A 21,190-nucleotide genomic window follows, 5' to 3' on the forward strand; every position below is an offset into this window, starting at 1 on the left:
CGGACGGGGGTCACGCCTGCTCGGCGCGGCGGGCCTGCTCCTCCCGCCAGCCCGCCTCCTTCTCGATCCACTCGTTGTCGGCCGGGAAGTCCTCCGGGCCGGTCACCCGGCGCACCTCGAGGAACGATCCCGGTCCGAGCGGCGCCCGGCTCGCCCATTCCGCGGCCTCCTCACGCGAGGAGACCTCGATGATCCAGAAGCCGTTGAAGAGCTCCTTCGTCTCCCCGTAGGGGCCGTCCGTGATGAGCGGCTTCTCGGCGCTGAAGTCGACGACGAAGCCCTCCGCCGCGTCGGTCAGGCCTTCCCCGGCGACGAGGACGCCCGCCTTCATCATCGACTCGTTGTAGCGGCCCATGGCCTCGATGACCTGCTCGAAGGGCATCTCCTGATAGACCGCCACCGCGTCGTCGGTCGCGCGCATGATGAGCATGAACTTCATGATGTTCTCCTTGTTCCGAAGGGCCGTTCCTCGACCCTCTCATCACAGACGTCGAACGGGAACGGCGGAGATCGACATCGGGGCGAAAATTCCTCCCGGTCTTCTGCCGAGAGCCACATCGGCATAGAGTTTCAGTTCAACCCCTTTCAGTGGAAATTCTTTTCCAGATCGAACGAGGACTCGATGAAGAGACGCATCGCCGCCACCGCCGCGGCCGCCCTGCTCCTGCTGGCGCTCCCCACGACCGCCGGAGCGGCCCCCGACGAGGAGCCGCTGACCCGGTACGTCAAGGACGCCTCCGGCACCTACGGCTACGGCACGGAGCCCGTGCACACCTATCCGGGATCCGGCGAGCAGGTCGCCATCCCCACGACGCTGACGCCGGAGAACCGCCGCTTCTCCAGCGCCTGGGTCGGGACGATCGGCAACCTGAACTTCGGCAAACCCGCCGACGCGGCGGACTTCGACGCCCGCTACGCGACGGTGCTCGACGACTTCGCCTCCTGGAACATGAACGCCGTGATCTTCCAGGTGCGTCCGCTGCTGGACGCCTACTACCCGTCGGCGCTCAACCCGTGGTCCGAGTTCCTCACCGGCGCCCAGGGCGCCGATCCCGGCTATGACCCGCTGCAGCGCATGGTCGAGGCCACCCATGCCCGCGGCATGGAGTTCCACGCGTGGCTGAACCCCTATCGCGTGACCAACGCGAAGATGACCTCGCCGGGGATCCTCACCGCCCTCGGCCTCACCGCGGACCAGGTGAAGGCACTCTCCATCCCGCAGTACATCGCGGCACTGAACGACGCCGGCATCCTCGCCGACGACAACTTCGCCGTGCAGCACCCCGACTGGGTCCTGTCTTTCGAGGAGAAGCTGTTCCTCGACCCCGGCCAGCCCGAGGTCCCCGCGTACGTCGCGGCCACCGTCGCCGAGATCACGGAGAACTACGACGTCGACGCCATCCACTTCGACGACTACTTCTACCCGTACCGGATCACCGTCGACGGTCAGAACGTGTTCTTCGGCGCGCAGGGCGAGGACCGGGCGACGTTCGAGGAGTTCGGCCTCACGGCGGGCTATCCCGACACCGTCGCCGGCATCGAGGCGTGGCGGCGCGACAACATCACGGGTCTGATCACCCTCGTCGGCGACGCGATCGACGCCGGCAACGCGGCCCGCGGCACCGCCGTGCAGCTCGGTATCAGCCCGTTCGGGATCTGGGAGCACGAGGCGCTCGACCCGGCCGGATCCCACACGCCGACGAGCTCGTCGCAGACGTACAGTCAGGCGGTCTTCGCCGACACCCGCGGGTGGGTGCAGGACGAGCTGATCGACTACATCGTGCCGCAGATCTACTGGAGCTTCGATCAGGCGGCCGCCCCGTACGGGGAGCTGGCGCAGTGGTGGAGCGACGTGGCCGCCGGCAGCCGCACCCAGGTCTACGTGGGGCATGCGCTCTACAAGCACGTCAACAACGGCGGCTGGGAGCAGGCCTGGATGAATCCGGAAGAGGTGCCGAATCAGATCCGGTACAACCAGAAGCTCGACGGCATCGAGGGCAGCGTCCTGTTCAGCTACAACGACATGAAGCCGAGCGACCTGGCCGCTCTGCCCGCGGATCAGCAGCCCAAGCACGAGGCGAAGAACACCGCGATCGAGCTCCTCGAGGGCGAGGCCTTCGCCCACCCCACGCTCGTTCCGGCCAAGCCCTGGCTCTCGGACGGACAGGTGGCCGCCCCGGTGGCCCCCGAGGTCGTCGACGGCGAGCTCCGCTGGCAGGCCGGCGACGCGCGGGAGGCCCGCCAGTATGCGATCTATCGCGGTACCGGCGATCCGGCGCAGATCGTCACCACCCCGGGCGCGCTGGTCGACACGGTCTGGGCAGGCGGTGCGGCGTCGTTCCGCTTCCCCCTCCCCGCCGACGAGGCCCCGGCCGCCGCGCGCGCCGCGACGGAGACCTGGGTGGTGACCGCGCTGGACGCGGCCGCCGTCGAGAGCGCGCCGGTGGCTGTCGCGGTGGACGAGCCGGTGGATCCCACCGATCCGGGAACTCCGACGGATCCCACCGATCCCGGCACGCCGGAGGACCCGGACTCCGGGGGTGACGATGACGCCGCCGCCTCTCCCGTCGGCGGCGCGTCGCGCGGCGACCGCGGCGACCTCGCCGCGACCGGCGGCGATGTCCCGATGATGGCGCTGCTCCTGGGCGGACTGCTGCTGACCGCCGGCGCCGTCACGGTCGGAGTGACCGCCTTCCGGCGGCGCACGCGATAGGACCGTCGACCGCCGGGGCGTCGTCCGCGACTCTCCGGCGGTCGACCGGGTCGCGGACGGTCAGCGCCGCGAGGGAGCGCGGACGGCCGCGGCGATCGTCGCGGTCAGCGCCTCCACGGAGCGCGCCGGGCTCCACGCCGCCGCGACGAGCGGCGCCTCCGCGCGGAGCGCCGCGAGCCGGTCCGGATCGGTCAGGAGGTCCCGCAGCGCCTCCCCCAGCGCCGTGACGTCACCGGCGGGCACGAGCACACCTCCGCCGGCGCCGAGCACATCGCGGATGCCGTACCGCACGTCGTACGACACCACAGGGGTGCCGTGCAGCAGCGCCTCGACCACGCCGAGCGGCTGTCCCTCGAACGCGGTCGAGGTCACCAGGACGGACGCACGATCGAGCACGGTCGCCGGATCGGCGGTGTACCCGCAGAGCCGCACGCGGTCGGCGCCGTCGAGCTCGGCGATCAGCGCCGCCAGCCGCTGCTCCTCCGCACCCGTGCCCCAGATCTCCATCCGGGTGCCCGGCACGTCCGCCGCCAGGAAGGCGCGGATCGCGTGGTCGACGCGCTTGCCCGCCGCGAGTCGGCCCAGCACGACGACGAGGCCGTCCTCGCGCAGACTCTCCCGACGTTCCACGGGCTCGATGGGGTTCGGCACCACGACGTGGTTCGCGGAGGAGCCGAATCGCGCCACCACGTCGTCGCGCTGCGTGGCCGTCGGCCAGATCACCGCGTCGAAGCGGTCGGCCAGGCGGAACCACCGCGTCCAGAGCGTGTTCATGGGTGCGTCCGGCGTGTAGGGAGCCTCGACGTGCATGGTGTGGATGGGGTGCAGGATGCGCACGCGCGGGTCGTCCCAGTCGGCGACCAGTTCGCCGAGCTGACGGGATTCGCAGATCACGACGATCGGCCGGTCGCCCAGCGCCGCCGCGAGGTGGTCGAGCCAGGCACCGTAGAGCCCGCGGAAGCCGTGCAGCGCCCCGACGACCGCACCGCTCTCGTCGTGGACGAGGACGGGCTCGTCCGTGAGGTGCCAGTCCGGGTCGCCGGGGATCACCGGGAGGGCCACGAAGGGACGACCCTCCGGGTCCGCGAGCACCCGGTACTCCACGTCGGGGTCGGCCGTCACCGCGTCATCAGCCGCGTCTCGCAGCCAGGCGGCGGCTCCGCCCTCCGGGGCGACGGCCTCGTCGAAGAGGTTCCGCAGACGATCCGGGTCCGCAAGCGCGCCGCGGTCGGCGAACACGCGGCGATGCTCGGCGTGATCGGCGATCGTCCCCGGATCGAAGGTCAGCAGCTGCGGACCCCGGCCCTCGCCGGCGCCCGCTCCGGCGAGCAGCCGGGCTCGCGCGAGTGTCGCGATCGTGTACCCGCCGTCCAGCCCGGGGATCAGACGGCTGGACAGCACCAGGTACTCGGCGTCCGGGAGGACCGGTGCCGAGACCGGGGGCATCGCGCCCCCTACTCCCACTCGATCGTCCCCGGCGGCTTCGACGTGACGTCCAGCACCACCCGGTTGACGTCGCGGACACCGTTGGTGATCCGGTTCGAGATCTTCGAGAGCACGTCGTACGGCAGACGGGTCCAGTCGGCGGTCATCGCGTCCTCGCTGGAGACCGGACGCAGCACGATCGGGTGGCCGTAGGTGCGGCCGTCGCCCTGCACGCCCACCGAGCGCACGTCGGCGAGGAGCACGACCGGGCACTGCCAGATCTCCTGGTCGAGCCCGGCCTTGGTCAGCTCCTCGCGGGCGATGGCGTCGGCCTCACGCAGGATCTCGAGGCGGTCAGCGGTGACCTCACCGATGATCCGGATGCCGAGACCGGGCCCCGGAAACGGCTGGCGCCCGACGATCGCCTCGGGGATGCCGAGCTCGCGGCCGATCGCGCGGACCTCGTCCTTGAACAGGGCCCGCAGCGGCTCGATGAGCTCGAAGTCGAGGTCGTCCGGAAGACCGCCCACGTTGTGGTGCGACTTGATGTTGGCGGTGCCCGCACCGCCGCCCGACTCCACCACGTCCGGGTAGAGCGTGCCCTGCACGAGGAACTTCACCGGGGCGCCGCCGTCGGCCTTCGCCTCCTCCACGAGGTCGAGCTGCACCTTCTCGAACGCGCGGATGAACTCGCGGCCGATGATCTTGCGCTTCTCCTCGGGGTCGGTCACGCCCTGGAGGTGACCGAGGAAGGTCTCCGCGGCGTCGACCGTGATGAGCCGCACACCGGTGGACTCGACGTAGTCCTTCTCGACCTGCTCGCGCTCGCCCTTGCGGAGGAGACCGTGGTCGACGAAGACGGCCGTGAGCTGGTCGCCGATGGCCTTGTGCACGAGAGCGGTCGAGACGGCGGAGTCCACGCCGCCGGACAGCGCGGAGATGACCCGGGCGTCGCCGACCTGCTCGCGGATGCTCTCGATCTGCTCGGCGATCACGTTGTCGGGGTTCCAGTCGGACGCGAGGCCCGCGCCCTTGTGGAGGAAGTTCTCGAGCACGCGCTGACCGTGATCCGAGTGCTTGACCTCCGGGTGCCACTGCACGCCGTAGAAGCCGCGCTCCTCGTTCGCGAAGGCGGCGACCTTCGTGGCCTCCGTCGTCGCGAGCACCTCGAAGCCCTCCGGTGCCTTCGCGACCTGGTCGCCATGGCTCATCCACACGTTCTGCTCGGTCGGCTGCCCGCTGAGCAGCGTGCCGCCGTCACCGGAGATGACGGCATCCGTGGCGCCGTACTCGCGGAGGCCGGTGTGCGCGACCTCGCCGCCGAGGGTCTGGGCCATGTACTGGAAGCCGTAGCAGATGCCGAGCGTGGGGACGCCGAGGTCGAAGACCGACGGGTCGAGCTTCGGCGCGCCCTCCTCGTACACCGACGAAGGTCCGCCGGAGAGGATGATCGCGACGGGGTTCTTGGCGGCGATCTCCTCGGCCGTGGCGGTGTGCGGCACGATCTCGCTGTAGACGCCGGCCTCGCGGACGCGGCGGGCGATGAGCTGCGCGTACTGGGCGCCGAAGTCGACGACGAGCGCGGGGCGCTGCTGGGTCTCGGACTGTTCGGTCAACGGACACCTTCCGGGGCGATCGCGGAGGCCTCGGCGGCCTCCCGGGTGGCGAGATAGGTCTTGACTTCACGGGCGACGATCGCCTCCATGAAGAACGACAGCAGCGGGATGACGCCGCCGAGGGCGAGGAGGATGAACCGGCGGAACGGCCAGCGCATCAGGCTCCACATGCGGAAGCACGCGAAGAGGTAGACGACGTAGAACCAGCCGTGGGCGACGAGGATGAACAGCGAGATGTTGAAGCCGTCCCCGAGGGAGGTCATCTCGCACGAGTTCGTCCACGGCGCGAACAGCGACCACCACTGGCAGTCCGGCCCCGCGATGACGCCAGCGAACCAGAGCGGGCCGCCCGATCCTCCGGCGAAGAGCTCGAGGTGGATCGGCGTGTACTTCAGCACCATCTCGGCGAGCAGCAGGAGCAGCATGACTCCCGTGATGATCGACGCGATCTGGTAGAACTTCAGCGCACCGCGGATCGCCGGAAAGCTGGCGACTTTCGGTTCGGGCATGCCCCCAGTCTAGTCGGCGGCGGGCGACGCCCCGACCCCGCGGAAACGACGGAGGCCGCCGGGTCTCCCCGACGGCCTCCGCCTCGTCATCCGCCGATCGGCATCAGAACCATCCGGTCAGGAGGTCCCACAGCCAGTCGACGATGTCCTTGATGATCCCGCCGATGCCGCCGGCGCGGTTGACGGTGACGGTGGCCGTGGCCTCGTCCCCGTCGGCCTGCGCCACCGCGACGGTGTACTTGCCGGGCTGGGCGTTCTTCGGCACCGTCACCGAGGTGCTGAAGGTGCCGTCCTGCCGGACCTGCACCGTGCCCACCTGGACGCCCTGGCCCTTCTTCGGCCGGAGCTCCACCGTGACGGTCTCGCCGGGCTGGTAGCCCTCGCCGGTGACGTCGAGCTTCTTGCCCGCGGCCACCTTCGAGGAGCCGAGCGCGATGGTCCCCGCGAACTCCTCCTCGCCGGCGATCGTGAACGGCACCTGCACCGTCGTGCCCGTCGCCGGGACCTCGACCGTGAGCTGCTGCTCGCCGAACACCCCGGACGGCACCGTGAAGGTGAGGGTGGCGCGGCCGCCCTCGTCGGTGGTGTCCACGATGGTCGGGTCGACCGTGCCGGCCGCGAGCTGGGTGTCGCCGAGCGACAGCGTGACCGCTCCCGGCGCCGCCTCACCACCGCTGAACGCCAGCGAGGAGAGCGAGACCGTCACCTGGTCGCCGGCGCGGTAGCCGTCGGCGTCCGCCGGACTGACGGTCACACCGACCGCACGCTGGGCGAGGTCCGGCGAGGCCGTCTTGTTCGCATCGAACCAGTCGACCATCGACTGGAGGTCGATCTTGCCGGTGTCCCGCTTGCCCGCCCCCTCCTTGAAGGTGGCGAAGTTGTCGCCGCCCGCCGCGAGGAAGGAGTTCGCCGCCACCGTGTACTCCCCGTTCGGGTCGATCGCGGTGCCGTTCAGCGTGATCGAGGTGATCCGCGAACCCGCGGCCGCCGTCGGGTCGTACGTGTAGACCAGACCCTCGGAGACGCCGAGCTTGAGGAACGGTCGGGCCGATCCGGCGGGCTGCCACTGCTCCTCCAGCACACCCTTCAGCTGCGTGCCGGTGAGGGTCAGCGTGACGAGCGTGTTGGCGAAGGGCTGGACGGTCGCCGCCTCCCGATAGGTGACGTTGCCGTCGGGGTCCTCGGGGTTGCTCGACGCGTAGGTCAGGTTGGCACGGATGCCACCGGGGTTCATGAGAGCGATGTCCGCACCCGTGGACCACTTCTGCACGTCGGCGACGAAGTTGCCGATGGTGGACTCGCCACCGCGGTTCTCCGAGCCGTTGGTCTGCCGCGCGCGGTTAAAGTCGGCGGTGATGTCGCCCACCTTGACCGCTCCCAGCACGTCGGCCTCCGCCTTCGCCTTGTCGACGATGGCCTGCACCTCCGGCACCGCCGGGTACAGCGGCTTGCCTGCGGACGTGAGGGGCTTGATCTCGTTGGTGATCGAGAGCAGCTCCTTCGTCTTCGGGTCGACCTGGATGTTCATGAGGCCGAGGTTCTCGCCGTACTGCCCCGCCGAGACGACCGGCCGGCCGTCGATGACGTGGTTATAGGCGAGGTGCGTGTGCGCCGAGACGATCGCGTCCACGTCGTCGTCGACTCCGTAGACGATCTCGCCCAGCGGCGAGTCCTCGGTGATCGCGGACAGCGCGGTGCTCTCCGCACCCTCGTGCACGAGCAGGATCACGACGTCCGCTTCGCCGTTGGCCGGGTCCCCGTCGCGCAGGTCGTCGGCCACGGCGTTCACGGAGTCGACGATGCTGCGCACCTCGAGATCCGCGATGCCTTCGGGCGAGACGAGCGAGTCGAGATCCTCCGTGACGGCGCCCACGAAGCCGACGCGCACGCCGTCGAGCTCCTTGACCCAGGCCGGGGCGAGCGCGGGCTCACCGGTCTCCGTGAGGAACACGTTCGAGGAGATGTACTCCCAGTCCGCGCGCTCCTGCACCCGGTCGCGCAGGTCTTCCCAGCCCTGATCGAACTCGTGGTTGCCCGCGGCGCTCACGTCCAGGCCGGCGGCGTTGAGCGCGTCGATGGTCGGGTTGTCGTCGTTGATGAAGGAGGTGAACGTCGACGCACCGATGAGGTCGCCGGCTCCGGCGAAGATCGTGTTCGGGTTCGCCGCACGGAACTGCTGCACCGCCCCCGCGAGCACGGCGGCGCCGGCCGCGGCCCCGTCGGCCTCGATACGGCCGTGGAAGTCGTTCACCGTCACGACGTCGATGTTCACCGGCGGGACCTCCGAGGAGACGCCGACGAGGATCGGGTCGTGGTCGCTGGACCGGTACGGGGTGCCCTCCTCGGTGGCGCCGAACGCGTAGCCGCGGTCGCTCCACTCCGGCGAGTTGATGCCCCACACACCGGCGCCCGTGATCGAGGAGACGAGCGACGGCGAGGCGATCACGTGGTCGAGCGAGCCGAGCTCCCCGTCGAACGTGTACGTGTACTGCCCTGCGGCCTTGTCGGCGGCCACGTCGCTCCACCCCTGCGAGGTGAACACGTCGATCGGGTCTTCCTGCCCATAGGCGTTGAAGTCGCCGATCAGCAGCATGTCGCTGCTGCCGCTGCTCTCGGTCAGCTCATCCGTGAAGGCGAGGATGGCCTGCGCCTGCTTCACCCGGTCGGCGTTGAAGAACCCCTGGCCGTCGGCCGGCTCCGCGCCGGCACCCTGCGGCGGGGACTTCGACTTCAGGTGGTTGGCGACGACGGTGACGACGCGGCCGTCGATGTCGAATGCCTGCGCGATCGGCTCGCGGGCGTTGCCCCACACCGACTCGTCGGTGACGGTGGCGCTGTCGCCCACCGTGCTGACGGCGTCCTTCTTGAAGATGATCGCGTTGGTGATGTAGTCCGTCGTCGCCGGGTCCTGCAGCGCCTTGGGCGTGCGCACGTAGTCCCACACGTCCGCGCCCGCGTCGACGTTGAGGCCGGCGACGAGGTCCTTCAGGGCGGTGTCGACGGGCTTGCCGAGCTTGACCGAGTTCTCGATCTCCATCAGCGCCACGATCTCCGCGTCGAGGCCGTTGATGGCCGAGACGATCTTGGACTTCTGGATCGCGAACTGGGCGGCGTTCGCCGCACCGCGGGCGTCCGCGTTCTCGCTCTTCAGCGTCGTGAAGTAGTTGTAGACGTTGAACGACGCCACCTGCGCGTCGCCGCCCACCTCGGGGGCCTTCTCGGGGCGCGGGTTCGTCGGCTCGAAGGTGACCTTGCGCTCCGCCGGGGAGGCGTCGTCGATCGGGACGACAGGCTGCAGGCGCCAGTCGTCGAAGCCCCACTGGAGCACGTAGCCGTTGGACCCGAAGTCGACGGTGTCGCCGTTGCGGACCACCGTGTCCTCCGTGAAGTACGGCTGCTGGCCCGGGTGGCCGTTGTTGGTCACCTGGATGGACCAGGCGTCGTCGAGCAGGATGCGGTTGGCGCGGTTCTCGGCCGCGATGGCGGCCGCGTCGGCCCCGGGACGCGTGGTCTCGGTGCTCTTGACGTTGAGGTCGTCGCCGGCGTTCAGCCACAGCGCCCCGTAGTTGTACAGCTGGTGGCTCGACGCGAGCCGGTAGGTGCCGGTCGGGGCGACGTACATGTTCTCGTACTGCTCGCGGTCGGCACCGCGCACGGTGTCCGGGAGCGGCGTGAGGGCCGGCACGCCCACACCGGCGGTGACGACGGAGACGTCGGCCACCGCGGCGGGAGCGATCTGGGTCTGGCCGTAGTACTCGCTCACGGTGCCGGTCACCGAGACGAGGTCGCCGATCTCGAGCGTGGGCGCGAGCGCGTTCAGGAAGACGAACACGCCATCCGAGGCGCCGGGAGTCGCGTCGGTCTCGCCGCCCGAGCCCTGCGTCTGGATCACGATGCCCTTGTAGCCGCCCGTCCGATGATCGGCGGTGACGACGCCCTCGACGCGGACGCGCTGTCCGGCCAGCGGCGAGACGTCGCCGGTGCCCTGGACCTCGGCGATCGTGGCGGTCGTGGGCTCCGTCTCCGGCTCCTCGCCCGGGTCGGTGCCGGGATCGGTGCCGCCGGAGTTCTGCGGGGTGATGGTCGCCGACAGCGCGAAGTCCGTCTTGTTGTCGTCCGCGTCCGCGCCGTCCGTGCGGTTCAGCGACCGGACGTCGGTGTTGCTCGTGGGGGCGGCGGCGGCCGCCGTCTCGAAGGTGTTCGAGGTGCCGTAGCCGAGGAGGTCGATCACGCCGTCGACGCCGACCGTCGAGCCGGGAGTCAGGGTGACCGCCGCGGTGCCCTCGACGAGGGCCAGCGTGCCGTTGGTGCCGCTCGGGCTCAGCGTCGTCGTGGCGTCGGGGGTCGGGAGGGCGGCGCCGTTGGTGCCGTTGCTGTTCCCCTGCACGAGGAAGTAGCCGCCCGCGGGGATCGTCCCCTTCAGCGGTGCGACGCCGTTGAAGGCGCCGGTCCCGGTCGCGGAGCGGTACTGCAGGGACAGGCCGTCCAGGGTGACGGGCGCCGTCGTCGGGTTGTACAGCTCCACGAACTTGTTCGTGAACGCCGCCCCGGCGCTGCCGCCGGACAGATACGCCTCGTTGATCACCACCCCGGTGCCGTCGGTGTTCGCCGACGCGGGCGCGGCCACCAGCGAGCCGAGGCTCAGGGCGGCGACGCACGTCGCGGCGAGAGCGCCCACGCGCCCTCGGATTCTGCGGTGCGAGACGGGGGTCAGGGTCTCCCCGTGCTCAGGAGCGGACATCATCGGTGCTGTCTCCTCGATCGTGTTCCGGCGCTGCTCAGGACGCTGTCATCGCACACATCGGGAACTCCCAGCGTGCGCACATGGAGCGAGCATACGGAGCGGTTCAGACATCCTCAACGGAGTTTTCCCATTGGTCACCGAGCGCTCACCGAATGGCCGCGACACCCCCTGACGAAGGTTCACACCGGGCCGACCCGACGCGCAGAAGCGCAGCATCCGACGCGCGGATGCGCAGCGGGTGTCAGGGAGCCGCGGAGCCCTGCGCCTCGTCGAACTCCTCCACCTCGCGCTCCCAGGCGTCCTTCGCCAGGCGGTACCAGAGGTAGAACGCGAAGCCGGCGAAGATGACCCACTCGGCGGCGTAGAACACGTTGAGCCAGTTGACCGGCGACTGCTCGTCGGGCGCCGGGGAGGCGATGTCCACGAGTCCCGCGGTCGCGGTCGTGGCGGTCAGGTAGGGACGGTAGACGTCGAGCTGCTCGGTGTCGTGCCAGCGGCTCAGGAGAGCGGCCGGCGACATCCGGTCCATCTGCTCCGGATCCGAGCGCGGAGGCACCGCCGGCCCCTCATCCGAGATGATGCGACCCGCGACGGGGACCACGCCGCCGTCCGCCTCGGCTTCGAGGCGCTCCACCGCGGCATCGGCGGCCTCGCGATCCGGCGCCCAGCCGATCGCCACCGCCAGCGAGACGCGCTCGTCGACGCGGAGCTGACCGGTGACCCAGTACCCCTCGGCGCCGTCGTTGAAGCGGCTGCCCACGACGAGGAAGTCTCCGGGGATCCAGACGCCCTCGGTCTCCACGCGCTGTCCGACGAGGGGCTCGGGCAGGTACTCCCCCGGCTCCACGACCTCGTCGAGCGGTCGGACCTGCTCGGTCGCCCCCGGCGCCGGAGGATCGGTCTCGATCGCCCGCTCCAGCTGCCACTGGCCGAGCCAGGCGAACACGCCGGCGACGACCAGGCACAGCAGCAGCATCGCGATCCAGCGTCCCCGCAGCATGACCTCACGGAGGGTCGGCGGGAAGGGAGCAGGTGCGGTCACGGTGATGCGGAGACCTCAGGCCTCGTACGGAGCCAGCACGACCTCCACCCGCTGGAACTCCTTGAGGTCGGAGTATCCGGTGGTGGCCATCGACTTGCGCAGCGCGCCGATGAGGTTCGCGGTGCCGTCGGCGACCGGGGCGGGGCCGTAGAGGATCTCCTCCAGCGTTCCGATGCCGCCCACCTCGACGCGTCGTCCGCGCGGGAGCTTGGGGTGGTGTGCCTCGGGACCCCAGTGGAACCCCTGTCCGGGGGCGTCCGTGGCACGGGCCAGGGCGACACCGAGCATGACCGCGTCGGCGCCCATGGCGAGCGCCTTCACGATGTCGCCCGAGGTGCCGACGCCGCCGTCGGCGATCACGTGCACGTAGCGCCCGCCGGACTCGTCGAGGTAGTCCCGACGCGCGGCCGCCACATCCGACACCGCGGTCGCCATGGGGGCGTGGATGCCGAGAGTGGCACGGGTGGTGGACGCCGCACCGCCGCCGAAGCCCACGAGCACGCCGGCCGCGCCGGTGCGCATGAGGTGGAGCGCCGCGGTGTAGGTCGCCGCTCCGCCCACGATCACCGGAACGTCGAGATCGTAGATGAACTTCTTGAGGTTCAGCGGCTCCGCCACGCTCGACACGTGCTCCGCGGAGACGGTCGTGCCGCGGATGACGAACAGGTCGACCCCGGCCGCGGCGACGGTGTCGTAGAACTCCTGCGTGCGCTGCGGAGTGAGGGAGCCGGCGACGGTGACGCCCGCCTCCCGGATCTCGGCGAGGCGGCGGGTGATGAGCTCGGGCTTGATGGGCTCGGAGTAGAGCTCCTGCATGCGCACGGTCGCCCGGTCCTCCGCGAGGCCCGCGATCTCGGCGAGCAGCGGCTCTGGGTCCTCGTAGCGGGTCCAGAGCCCCTCCAGGTCGAGCACTCCCAGACCGCCGAGCTGCCCGAGCATGATCGCGGTGCGCGGGCTGACGACCGAGTCCATCGGCGCACCGAGCACCGGGATCTCGAAGCCGAAGGCGTCGATCGTCCACGCGGTGGACACGTCCTCCGGGTTGCGCGTGCGCCGCGAGGGCACCACCGCGATGTCGTCGAACGTGTACGCGCGACGCGCGCGCTTTCCTCGGCCGAGCTCGATCTCCATGGTCACCCGTCCAGCCTACCCGGCACCCGGCGGCCTCCGCGGCGGTCAGCGCGCACGCGCCACCCGCCGCTCGTCCCACACCGGCTCGTCGGACTCGTAGACCTCGCCGTCCGTGCCGAACACGAGGAACCGGTCGAAGGAGCGCGCGAACCACCGGTCGTGCGTGACCGCCACCACGGTGCCCTCGAAGCGTCCGAGCGCCTCCTCCAGCGCCTCGGCCGACTCGAGGTCGAGGTTGTCGGTGGGCTCGTCGAGGAGGAGCAGGGTCGCGCCGGAGAGCTCGAGCAGGAGCACCTGGAACCGCGCCTGCTGTCCGCCGGAGAGCGATTCGAACGGCTGCTGGGCCTGGCGGACGAGGCCGTATCTGTCCAGCGCCGAACTCGCCGCGTCGCGGGGCATCCCGTCTCGGAGGTCGTCCCCGCGGTGCAGGATCTCGAGCAGGGTGCGGCCGACGAACTCCGGATGCGCGTGGGTCTGCGCGAAGAGCCCCGGCACCACGCGGGCGCCCAGCACCGCACGCCCCGTGTGCGCGACGGGACGGAGCTCCTCCGCGACCGCGGTCACGTGCCCGAGGGACGGGTCCGGGTCGGTGCCGCCGCAGGCCAGCAGCCGCAGGAAGTGCGACTTGCCCGAGCCGTTGGAGCCGAGCACGCCGAGGCGGTCGCCGTACCAGATCTCGGTGTCGAACGGACGCATGAGGCCGGTCAGCTCCAGCCGGTCCGCGACGACGGCCCGCTTGCCGGTCCTGGCGCCGCGGAGGCGCATGTCGAACTCCTGCGCCGGGGGCCGCTCCTCGGGCGGGCCCGCCTCCTCGAACTTCCGCAGCCGCGTCTGCGCCGCCTGGTAGCGGGACGCGAAGCCGTCGTTCGCGGACGCCTTGACCTTGAGGTTCGCGACGAGGACGCGGAGCTTCTCGTGCTGCTCGTCCCACCGTCGGCGCAGCTCGTCGAGCCGGTCCATCCGATCGGTGCGCGCCTGGTTATAGGTGGCGAAGCTCCCGCCGTGCACCCAGGCGGTCGACCCCGCCGCGCCGGGCTCCAGCGTGATCAGACGATCGGCGGCCCTGGCGAGGAGCTCGCGGTCGTGCGAGACCAGCAGCACGGTCTTGTCGGTGGCGCGCAGCCGCTCCTCGAGCCATCGCTTGGTCGGCACGTCGAGGTAGTTGTCCGGCTCGTCGAGCAGGAGCACCTCGTCCGGGCCGCGCAGCAGCGCTTCCAGGGCGAGCCGCTTCTGCTCGCCGCCGGAGAGGGAGGTGAGCTCGCGGTAGCGCGCCCGCTCGAACGGCACGCCGAGCGCCGCCACGGTGCACTGGTCCCACACGGTCTCGTGCTCGTAGCCGCCGGCATCCGCGTACTCGGCGATCGCGGAGGCGTAGGCCATCTGGGTGTCGTGCTCGTCGCGGTCGATGAGGGCGTTCTCCGCGGCCTCCAGCGCCTCCGCGGCGGCACGGAGGCGGGTGGGAGCCACCCGCACGAGCAGCTCGTGCACGGTCTGGCCCGGCTCGCCGTGTCCGACGAACTGGTCCATGACGCCGAGGCCGCCGTCGATGGTCACGACCCCGTCGTCGGCCGGCTGCTCGCCGCGGATGATCCGCAGCAGCGTCGTCTTCCCGGCACCGTTCGGTCCGATGAGAGCACTCGTCGAGCCCGCCCCGACACGGAACGACACCTCGTCGAGAAGCGGTCTGCCATCGGGAAGCGTCAGCGAGACTCCGGATGCGTCGATGTACCCCACAGGCGTGGCCGTCCTTCCGCCCGCGGACAGCGAGCCGACCAGGCTATCAGTCCGCGGGGCTTCGCGACGACCGGGACGAGCTACGGTCGTAGCTGCTCGATGCGCCCGCCGTCGCCCCATGCCCGGTCCGCGGTCAGCACCGCCGCGTCCATCCGTTCGGCGAGCGCCAGGCACAACCGGTCTCCGAGAGAGAGCCCGGTGCCCCGGGCCCAGAGCGCTGCCGCCCTTTCCGCGTCGCGATGCGAGACGGGCTCGATCGTCAGACGATAGCTGAGGAGGAGTCCGGAGGCGATGCCCCAGTCGGCCCCGGCGGCGCGCACCTTCTGGGCCACCTCCGACCAGTTCGCCGCACCGATGACGCCGCCATCGAGAGCCTGCTCCACGCGGGCGGCACCGGGCTCGTCCTGAAGGAATGCCAGCACAGCCGACGCGTCGAGGACCGTCACGCCGCGTCGTCCTGCGCAGCGGCCGCGCGGCGCTCGGCGAGCAGAGCCTCCAGGACGCTCTGCCCCTCGAGCTGACTGCGGATGAGCGCCTTCGCCTGTTCGCGAGTGAGGAGGACGACGCCGCCCTCCGCTTCGATCATCAGGAGGGGAACGCCCTGATCCCAGTGCTGCCGCGCGCGCAGCTCAGCCGGAATCACCAGACGGCCGCGGTCTCCCATCGGAGCGACGAAGGTGGTATCCATCAACCCACGATACCACTGCCCGTCCTCGCGTGGTCAGTCCGCGCGGCTGAGGGTCTGCAGCACCTCGGTCTTGGGAGCCGCCGGGAGGAAGAACCGGAACTCGGTGCCCACCCCCTCCTCGCTGGTCACGTCCATGGACCCGCCGTGGGCCAGCACGATCGCCCGCGTGATCGTGAGCCCCAGCCCCACCCCCGGCACGGCGTTGCGGGTGGCCGTCGAGGCCCGGAAGAACCGGGTGAAGAGCATGCGCTGCTCGTCCTGCGGGATCCCGACCCCGGTGTCGGCGATGGCGACCTGCACCCCGCCGTCGAGGCGACGCACGGCGGCCGTCACCCGACCCCCGCGCGGGGTGAACTTGATGGCGTTCGAGAGGAGGTTGTCCACCGCCTGCCCGAGGCGTCCGGGATCGACGAGCAGCGGGATCGGCTCGTCCCCGACCTGCAGGTCCAGCTCGATCCCCTCGCGCTGCGCGTGCGGCCCCGCCGAGGCCACGGCCGTACGCACGAGCGCCGCGACGTCCGCCTCGTCCCGTTCCAGGGGGAAGCGCCCCGACTCCACCTGCGCCGTGAAGAGCAGGTCGCCGACGAGGTTCAGCAGGCGTTTCGCGTTGCGCTCGATGATGCCGACGAACTCCTGCTGGTCCTCCGTCAGCGGCTGACCCGGATCGTTCTGCAGCAGGTCGAGGAAGCCGATGATCGCGCTCAGCGGCGTCCGCAGCTCATGGGAGATCATCCCCACGAACTCGTCCTTCATGCGCGCGACCTCGACGGCTCTCGTCTCATCGGTGAGCACGAACAGGTAGCCCTGCTGCGCGCCGGACGGATCCTTGTGCGGCGTCACGGTCACCCGGGCGGGTACCGTCGTGCCGCCCGCGGTCTTGACCTCGATGTCGCCGTCGACCGTGTTCCCCGCGTCCGCCTGGGCGAAGAGCTCGCAGAGGCCCTCCGGCACGTCCGCGCGCTCGTCGGGCGCACCGGGCACGCGCGGTGCGCGCGCGACCCCCTCGCGTGCGGCGGTGTCCTCGGCCAGCATGGTCAACGCCGACGACGAGAAGAAGCGATCGACACGTACGTCGTCGAGAGCCTCGTCGTGAGAGAGCCCGAGCAGGCGGACAGCCCCGGGGTTCCAGGCCGTGACGCGCCCCTCGCGATCGGTGCCGATCACGGCCTGCGCGGTGATCGACGCCCACAGGCCCTCGAACGAGTCGAGCAGCACGCGGTACTCGTGCTCCTTCTGCCGCAGCTGCACGATCATCGAGACGTTCTCGGACAGCGCCTTGGTCCGCTCCGTGACGAGCTCCTCCGCCTGCTGCACCCGCAGGCGCTGTTGCCGGGAGAGCTCGTTCACCACGGCCGCGACGGCCGCGAAGACGAGAGGACCGACGACGCCGCGGAGCCACACGACCGCGTTCGTCGGCGGTTCGATGACGTAGGGGATCAGGAGCGCGAGCGACGTGAACGCGCCGACGACGAAGACCCAGCGGATGCCGGGCGCCGCCGCGATCCAGATCACGGGGAGCAGCACGAGCGCGCTGAAGAGCGAGGCCGCCCCTCCCGTCCCCGCGCGGAAGAGCCCCAGTCCCAGGATGTCGACCATCGGGACCAGGAGCACGATCCAGCCCTCCCGGATGTGCAACGCGCTGAGCACTCCGGCGTGGAGCGTCGCGACGAGGACGATCGCGAGGCCGGCGAGGGCGAGGGTGAGATCGGTGAACGGCAGGCTGGGGATGGCCCAGGTCATCACGCCCGCGATCGCCGCGGCGACGAGCGTCGGGACCTGCTTGATGATCGGGTTCGGGTTGTCGACGACCCGGTACCAGCGGTTCTCGGCGCGCTCCAGCGGTGTCGCCCTCATCGCGGAACCCGTTCCACGGCGCGATGGAGGTCGGCCCCGGTGATCGGCTTCGGCAGGGCCGCGTCCGCCGGCGGGTACTCCGCGACATCCAGCACCGAGCTGACGATGAGGAAGCACTCCGGATAGCGTTCGTGGATCAGGCGGCAGCAGGCCTGCCCGGAGATGCCGGGCAGCAGCAGGTCCAGGACGGCGACCTGGGGGTCGATGTCCGGGAAGGCGGCGATGGCAGACTCCGCATCGGGCGCGACGAACACGTCGAAGCCCTCCCGGTCGAGGTACCGCCCCAGGAGGGTCGCCTGATCCGGAGCGTCCTCGACGACCAGGGCGAGCGGCCGTCCGGTCATCGCAGGAGCAGCTCTCGGACGACGACGATCACGACCACGACGGCGAGGGAGATGAGCGCCTGCGGGATGAGGCGGCGCTCCTTCCGGGCGTCGGCCGCGATCTCCTCCACCTCGGCGTCGTGCGATGGTGCGTCGGTCATGAGTCGACCCGTCCGATCTTCTCGGTCTTGATCCAGGAGGCGTCCGCGCGACGCCACTCCTTGAGGTACGAGTCGGCGGTGATCGCGCACAGCAGCGATCCGTACCCGCAGACGTAGAGCAGCAGGCCCGCGAAGAAGCGTCCGGCCGGAAGCGGCTCGACCGCCCGCGCGAGCCAGATGCCGAGCATCGACACCGGCCCCCAGAGGGCGAACGCCATCAGCCACAGCACCCGCGTCTGCTCCGTCGACTCCTGCCCCGCCGCGCCGATCAGACCGTCCAGGGCCCAGGGGAACAGCGCCAGGGCCATGAGGATCAGCGCCCCGAGCCCTGGGAACATGATCGCCTCGCGCCAGGACTGCCGCCCGATGCGCGGATCGAGCTGGACGGAGTAGAGCATCGAGAAGATGTAGATGGCCGCCGCGGCGATCCACATGAACCGGAACACGAACTCCGCGACGTCGCTGTGCAGGAGCAGGAGGACGATCATCGCGGTGGCGGCGAGGAGCAGGAGCGCCGGCATCAGCAGGATCGTGAACCAGGCCAGCCCGAAGGGGATGCTGCCCAGGTTGTGGTCGCGACTCGGACGGAACCAGAGCTTCTTGTAGATCGAGGTGAGCTGCACGTTGCCGCGCGCCCAGCGCAGCCGCTGCTTCCAGAGACTGTCGATCGTCCGCGGCTCCTCGGCGAGCACCACGGCGTGCGGTTCGAACACCATCCGGCGGCCGTGGAGCTGACTCTCGAAGGTCGTCATGGTGTCCTCGGCGAGCGTGCCCGTCGGGATGCGTCCGCCGATCGCCTCGAGGTTCGCGCGGGAATGCAGCTGGGCGCCCCCGGCGAGGCAAGCGATCGCTCCCCCGACGTTCTGCGTGCGCCGTGCCGAGAGCTGGCCGATGACGTACTCGATCGCGATGAACCGGGTGAGGTAGTTGCGGTCCCTGCTGCCCTCCGCGATGTAGGCCGTGACGGCCCCGACCTCCTCGTCCGCGAGGTGCCGGGTGAGCTTGCGCAGGGAGTTGCGCGCGAAGATCACGTCGGCGTCCATGATGAGCACCGCCTCGGTCCACGGGTCGGCGAGCACGACGTCGAGGCCGTGGTTCAGCGTGTGCGCCTTGCCTTCGCCACCCTTCTCGCGTCGCAGGTGGACGACCCGCCCCGGATAGGTCGCCGCCTTCTGCTGCACGATGGCCGGGGTGTCGTCCGTGGAGGCGTCGTCGACGACGAAGACACGGAGGCGCTCGGCGGGGTACTCGAGCTGGAGCAGCCGCTCGATCGCGGGGCCGATGACGAGGCCCTCGTTCCATGCCGGGATGACCACGGCCACGTTCGGGTGGTACGGGGCGGCCTTGCCGTAGTGATTGCGGAAGGCGTGCAGCGGCAGCATGAGGAACTGCAGACCGGTGTTGACGACCGGCAGCGTGCCGATCAGCACGCAGAGGAGGAGGATGACGACGACGACCGTCTCGATCCAGGTCAGTTCGGGCATCAGCGTCCTTCCGTCCCGGTGAGCAGCGGGACGATGCGGGAATACCGGCCGACGTCTGCGGCCACGTGGCTGTCGGTGGAGGCCACGATGCCGGCGCCCGCGCGCTCCAGGGCGTTCAGCGCCTCCGCCCCGGGGCACACCCATTTCTCGTTGACCTCGACGAGCGTGTCCGTCTCGGCGGCGGCTCGCGCCCACGCGTCGAGGCGCTCGCCCCCGAGCTCCTCCTCCGCGAGGCCGATCTTCGGCAGGATCGAGAAGCAGTGCGCGAGCTGGTTGCCCGGATGGCGGCGCATGGTGGCGATGACGGCGTCCACGAACTGGTCGAGGACGTCGGCCGGCGCCCAGCCCGCGGCGATGCGCTCGCGGACCGCGGTGGGTCCGAGCGGCCCGTCCACGCCGGGGAACTGATGATCGGCGATGAGGATCCGGTCGATGCCCGCCGGAAGCGCCGGGATGTCGAGCGCGCCCGAGGCGTCGAGGATCTTCGCCTCCACTCCGGTGAGCACGGTCAGCCCGTCCGGGACGGACAGGCCGCGGACGGCGGCGAGGTACTCCGGCACCCAGGTCGTGCCCTGCCGCACGTGGTCGACGAGACGGACGGTGTCGAGACCGACGGCCGCAGCCGCGGCGACGTTCTCCTCCAGGGTGGAGACCGCGTCGTCGGAGAACGTGGAGTGGACGTGGTGGTCTCCGCGCAGGGCGGGATGACTCACAGCTCCTCCTGGTGACCGGCGTGCGCCGACACGAGCACGTCGTCGACCTCGACGATCACGTCCTCCAGGAAGCGCACGGAGGCGACCTCACGGAAGGGCACCTGCACCGGGATCTCCCGGCCGAGGAAGAGATCGGCGACGAGCGACGGGATGTCGACCCCGGCGGCGATCGTCAGCGGGAGCGCCCCGGGGAAGCGCGGGTTGACCTCGAGCAGCACGGCCCGCCCGTCCCGGTCGCGGCGGAGCTGCACGTTGGCGACGCCGACGAGGCCGATCGCCCGCGCGATGGCGGCGGCGGTCTCCTCGAGCTCGGGGTCGCGGAGGGTGCGGCCGGCGATCGCGACCCCGGAGTCCACCCGGGCACGGGTGCGCGGCACCGCCGCGACCACGCCACCGGAGGCGTCGGCGATCACATCGACCGAGTACTCCTCGCCGGGGAGGAAGTCCTGCACGATCAGCCCCTCATCCGTGGGGAGGGCGGCGAGCGCCTCCGCGTCGGGGACGAGGCGCACGCCGCGGCTGCCCGCCCCCTGCCGGGGCTTGGCGAACACGGGGAACTCCCACGCGACCTCCGCGGCATCCGGGCCGGCGAGCACGGTGCGCGGCACACGACCGGTCGGCGCGCAGCGCGCCGCGAGGGCGAGCTTGTCGAGGGCGGTGTGCAGCGTGTCGGCGGGCGGCGCGGCGAGGACCGCGGGGGCCAGCTCGTCCCGGCGGTCCGCGAGCGCGATCAGCTCCACGTCGACGGTGGAGACCACGAGGTCGAGACCGTCCTCGGCGACCATCCGCGCGATCGCCGGCACGAAGTCCGCGTCCCGCCCCGGGGGAACCAGACGACGCTGCGCCGGCGGGACGAGGTAGATGCCGCTCGCCCAGCCGTCCATGTCGGCCGCGAAGACCGTCAGATCGGACCGGCGCAGCAGGGAGCGGATCACCGCGACTCCGGCGGGGCCCCCGGCTCCGGTGACCAGTACGCGCTTCGTCATCAGCTCTCCCGTCGGGTCAGTTCATGGGCGCCGATGAACTCGGCGGTCTCGCGCACGACCTAACTGC

17 protein-coding genes are annotated in these 21,190 nt (G+C 70.8%); 1 reads left to right on the forward strand and 16 read right to left on the reverse strand.

Features of this window, described 5'->3' with window-relative positions; all coding sequences use genetic code 11:
• Nucleotides 1-10 precede the first annotated feature (10 nt).
• On the reverse strand, nt 11-439 hold the full coding sequence (locus B7W94_RS12735) for a YciI family protein (protein ID WP_085606868.1): 429 nt from the start codon (nt 437-439) through the stop codon (nt 11-13).
• A gap of 183 nt (nt 440-622) precedes the next feature.
• Here B7W94_RS12735 and B7W94_RS12740 point away from each other — a divergent pair, with 183 nt between their 5' ends.
• The gene (locus B7W94_RS12740; protein ID WP_085606870.1) at nt 623-2,713 is read left to right on the forward strand and encodes a glycoside hydrolase family 10 protein; all 2,091 of its coding nucleotides are present in this window, start codon (nt 623-625) and stop codon (nt 2,711-2,713) included.
• A gap of 60 nt (nt 2,714-2,773) precedes the next feature.
• Here the strand turns inward: B7W94_RS12740 and B7W94_RS12745 are convergent, their stop codons facing one another.
• The 15 genes from B7W94_RS12745 to B7W94_RS12810 all read right to left on the reverse strand — a co-directional run bounded on the left by B7W94_RS12745 (nt 2,774) and on the right by B7W94_RS12810 (nt 21,123).
• On the reverse strand, nt 2,774-4,159 hold the full coding sequence (locus B7W94_RS12745; RefSeq protein WP_139833322.1) for a glycosyltransferase: 1,386 nt from the start codon (nt 4,157-4,159) through the stop codon (nt 2,774-2,776).
• 8 nt (nt 4,160-4,167) lie between these two features.
• Nucleotides 4,168-5,754 (reverse strand): glutamine-hydrolyzing GMP synthase, encoded by a 1,587-nt coding sequence (gene guaA / locus B7W94_RS12750; RefSeq protein ID WP_085606874.1) that lies wholly within the window; start codon nt 5,752-5,754, stop codon nt 4,168-4,170.
• Nucleotides 5,751-6,263, reverse strand: coding sequence for a DUF3817 domain-containing protein (locus B7W94_RS12755; protein ID WP_062635876.1), 513 nt, complete (start codon nt 6,261-6,263; stop codon nt 5,751-5,753). The genes guaA and B7W94_RS12755 overlap by 4 nt, the downstream gene beginning before the upstream one ends.
• Nucleotides 6,264-6,366: 103 nt before the next feature.
• Nucleotides 6,367-11,007: an ExeM/NucH family extracellular endonuclease gene (locus B7W94_RS12760; protein ID WP_085606876.1), complete on the reverse strand. Its 4,641-nt coding sequence runs from the start codon at nt 11,005-11,007 to the stop codon at nt 6,367-6,369.
• Nucleotides 11,008-11,248: 241 nt separating this feature from the next.
• A complete protein-coding gene (locus B7W94_RS12765; protein WP_085606918.1) occupies nt 11,249-12,007 on the reverse strand; it encodes an SURF1 family protein in 759 nt (252 codons plus the stop codon).
• Between the two features lie 57 nt (nt 12,008-12,064).
• The gene (locus B7W94_RS12770) at nt 12,065-13,180 is read right to left on the reverse strand and encodes a GuaB3 family IMP dehydrogenase-related protein (RefSeq protein WP_025103746.1); all 1,116 of its coding nucleotides are present in this window, start codon (nt 13,178-13,180) and stop codon (nt 12,065-12,067) included.
• 45 nt (nt 13,181-13,225) lie between these two features.
• Nucleotides 13,226-14,914 carry an ABC-F family ATP-binding cassette domain-containing protein gene (locus B7W94_RS12775; RefSeq protein ID WP_025103745.1) on the reverse strand — a complete coding sequence of 563 codons (1,689 nt, stop codon included), beginning with the start codon at nt 14,912-14,914 and terminating at the stop codon, nt 13,226-13,228.
• Between the two features lie 80 nt (nt 14,915-14,994).
• The gene (locus tag B7W94_RS12780; RefSeq protein WP_025103744.1) at nt 14,995-15,360 is read right to left on the reverse strand and encodes a type II toxin-antitoxin system VapC family toxin; all 366 of its coding nucleotides are present in this window, start codon (nt 15,358-15,360) and stop codon (nt 14,995-14,997) included.
• A complete protein-coding gene (locus B7W94_RS12785; protein ID WP_025103743.1) occupies nt 15,357-15,602 on the reverse strand; it encodes an AbrB/MazE/SpoVT family DNA-binding domain-containing protein in 246 nt (81 codons plus the stop codon). Before B7W94_RS12785 ends, B7W94_RS12780 begins: the two co-directional genes overlap by 4 nt.
• A 33-nt stretch (nt 15,603-15,635) precedes the next feature.
• Nucleotides 15,636-17,456: a sensor histidine kinase gene (locus B7W94_RS12790; RefSeq protein WP_085606878.1), complete on the reverse strand. Its 1,821-nt coding sequence runs from the start codon at nt 17,454-17,456 to the stop codon at nt 15,636-15,638.
• Complete coding sequence (locus B7W94_RS12795; protein ID WP_025103741.1) at nt 17,453-17,800, reverse strand: response regulator; 348 nt, start codon at nt 17,798-17,800, stop codon at nt 17,453-17,455. The genes B7W94_RS12790 and B7W94_RS12795 overlap by 4 nt, the downstream gene beginning before the upstream one ends.
• A complete protein-coding gene (locus B7W94_RS18135) occupies nt 17,797-17,940 on the reverse strand; it encodes a hypothetical protein (protein ID WP_157524008.1) in 144 nt (47 codons plus the stop codon). Before B7W94_RS18135 ends, B7W94_RS12795 begins: the two co-directional genes overlap by 4 nt.
• Nucleotides 17,937-19,424 carry a glycosyltransferase family 2 protein gene (locus B7W94_RS12800; protein ID WP_025103740.1) on the reverse strand — a complete coding sequence of 496 codons (1,488 nt, stop codon included), beginning with the start codon at nt 19,422-19,424 and terminating at the stop codon, nt 17,937-17,939. The genes B7W94_RS18135 and B7W94_RS12800 overlap by 4 nt, the downstream gene beginning before the upstream one ends.
• Complete coding sequence (locus tag B7W94_RS12805; RefSeq protein WP_025103739.1) at nt 19,424-20,137, reverse strand: PHP domain-containing protein; 714 nt, start codon at nt 20,135-20,137, stop codon at nt 19,424-19,426. The genes B7W94_RS12800 and B7W94_RS12805 overlap by 1 nt, the downstream gene beginning before the upstream one ends.
• A complete protein-coding gene (locus tag B7W94_RS12810; protein WP_085606880.1) occupies nt 20,134-21,123 on the reverse strand; it encodes an ATP-grasp domain-containing protein in 990 nt (329 codons plus the stop codon). Before B7W94_RS12810 ends, B7W94_RS12805 begins: the two co-directional genes overlap by 4 nt.
• Nucleotides 21,124-21,190 lie beyond the last annotated feature (67 nt).

The organism is Microbacterium sp. LEMMJ01, from assembly GCF_002114135.1.
In the GTDB taxonomy this organism is placed as follows: Bacteria; Actinomycetota; Actinomycetes; order Actinomycetales; family Microbacteriaceae; genus Microbacterium.

Excerpts from the sequence above, each read along its gene's own strand:
- B7W94_RS12760 (WP_085606876.1), bottom strand. The coding sequence starts at position 11,007 with ATGATGTCCGCTCCTGAGCACGGGGAGACCCTGACCCCCGTCTCGCAC.
- B7W94_RS12795 (WP_025103741.1), bottom strand. The coding sequence starts at position 17,800 with ATGACCGGACGGCCGCTCGCCCTGGTCGTCGAGGACGCTCCGGATCAG.
- B7W94_RS12740 (WP_085606870.1), top strand. The coding sequence starts at position 623 with ATGAAGAGACGCATCGCCGCCACCGCCGCGGCCGCCCTGCTCCTGCTG.
- B7W94_RS12790 (WP_085606878.1), bottom strand. The coding sequence starts at position 17,456 with ATGAGGGCGACACCGCTGGAGCGCGCCGAGAACCGCTGGTACCGGGTC.
- B7W94_RS12745 (WP_139833322.1), bottom strand. The coding sequence starts at position 4,159 with ATGCCCCCGGTCTCGGCACCGGTCCTCCCGGACGCCGAGTACCTGGTG.
- B7W94_RS18135 (WP_157524008.1), bottom strand. The coding sequence starts at position 17,940 with ATGACCGACGCACCATCGCACGACGCCGAGGTGGAGGAGATCGCGGCC.
- B7W94_RS12735 (WP_085606868.1), bottom strand. The coding sequence starts at position 439 with ATGAAGTTCATGCTCATCATGCGCGCGACCGACGACGCGGTGGCGGTC.
- B7W94_RS12810 (WP_085606880.1), bottom strand. The coding sequence starts at position 21,123 with ATGACGAAGCGCGTACTGGTCACCGGAGCCGGGGGCCCCGCCGGAGTC.
- B7W94_RS12765 (WP_085606918.1), bottom strand. The coding sequence starts at position 12,007 with ATGCTGCGGGGACGCTGGATCGCGATGCTGCTGCTGTGCCTGGTCGTC.
- B7W94_RS12755 (WP_062635876.1), bottom strand. The coding sequence starts at position 6,263 with ATGCCCGAACCGAAAGTCGCCAGCTTTCCGGCGATCCGCGGTGCGCTG.
- B7W94_RS12785 (WP_025103743.1), bottom strand. The coding sequence starts at position 15,602 with ATGGATACCACCTTCGTCGCTCCGATGGGAGACCGCGGCCGTCTGGTG.
- B7W94_RS12800 (WP_025103740.1), bottom strand. The coding sequence starts at position 19,424 with ATGCCCGAACTGACCTGGATCGAGACGGTCGTCGTCGTCATCCTCCTC.
- B7W94_RS12770 (WP_025103746.1), bottom strand. The coding sequence starts at position 13,180 with ATGGAGATCGAGCTCGGCCGAGGAAAGCGCGCGCGTCGCGCGTACACG.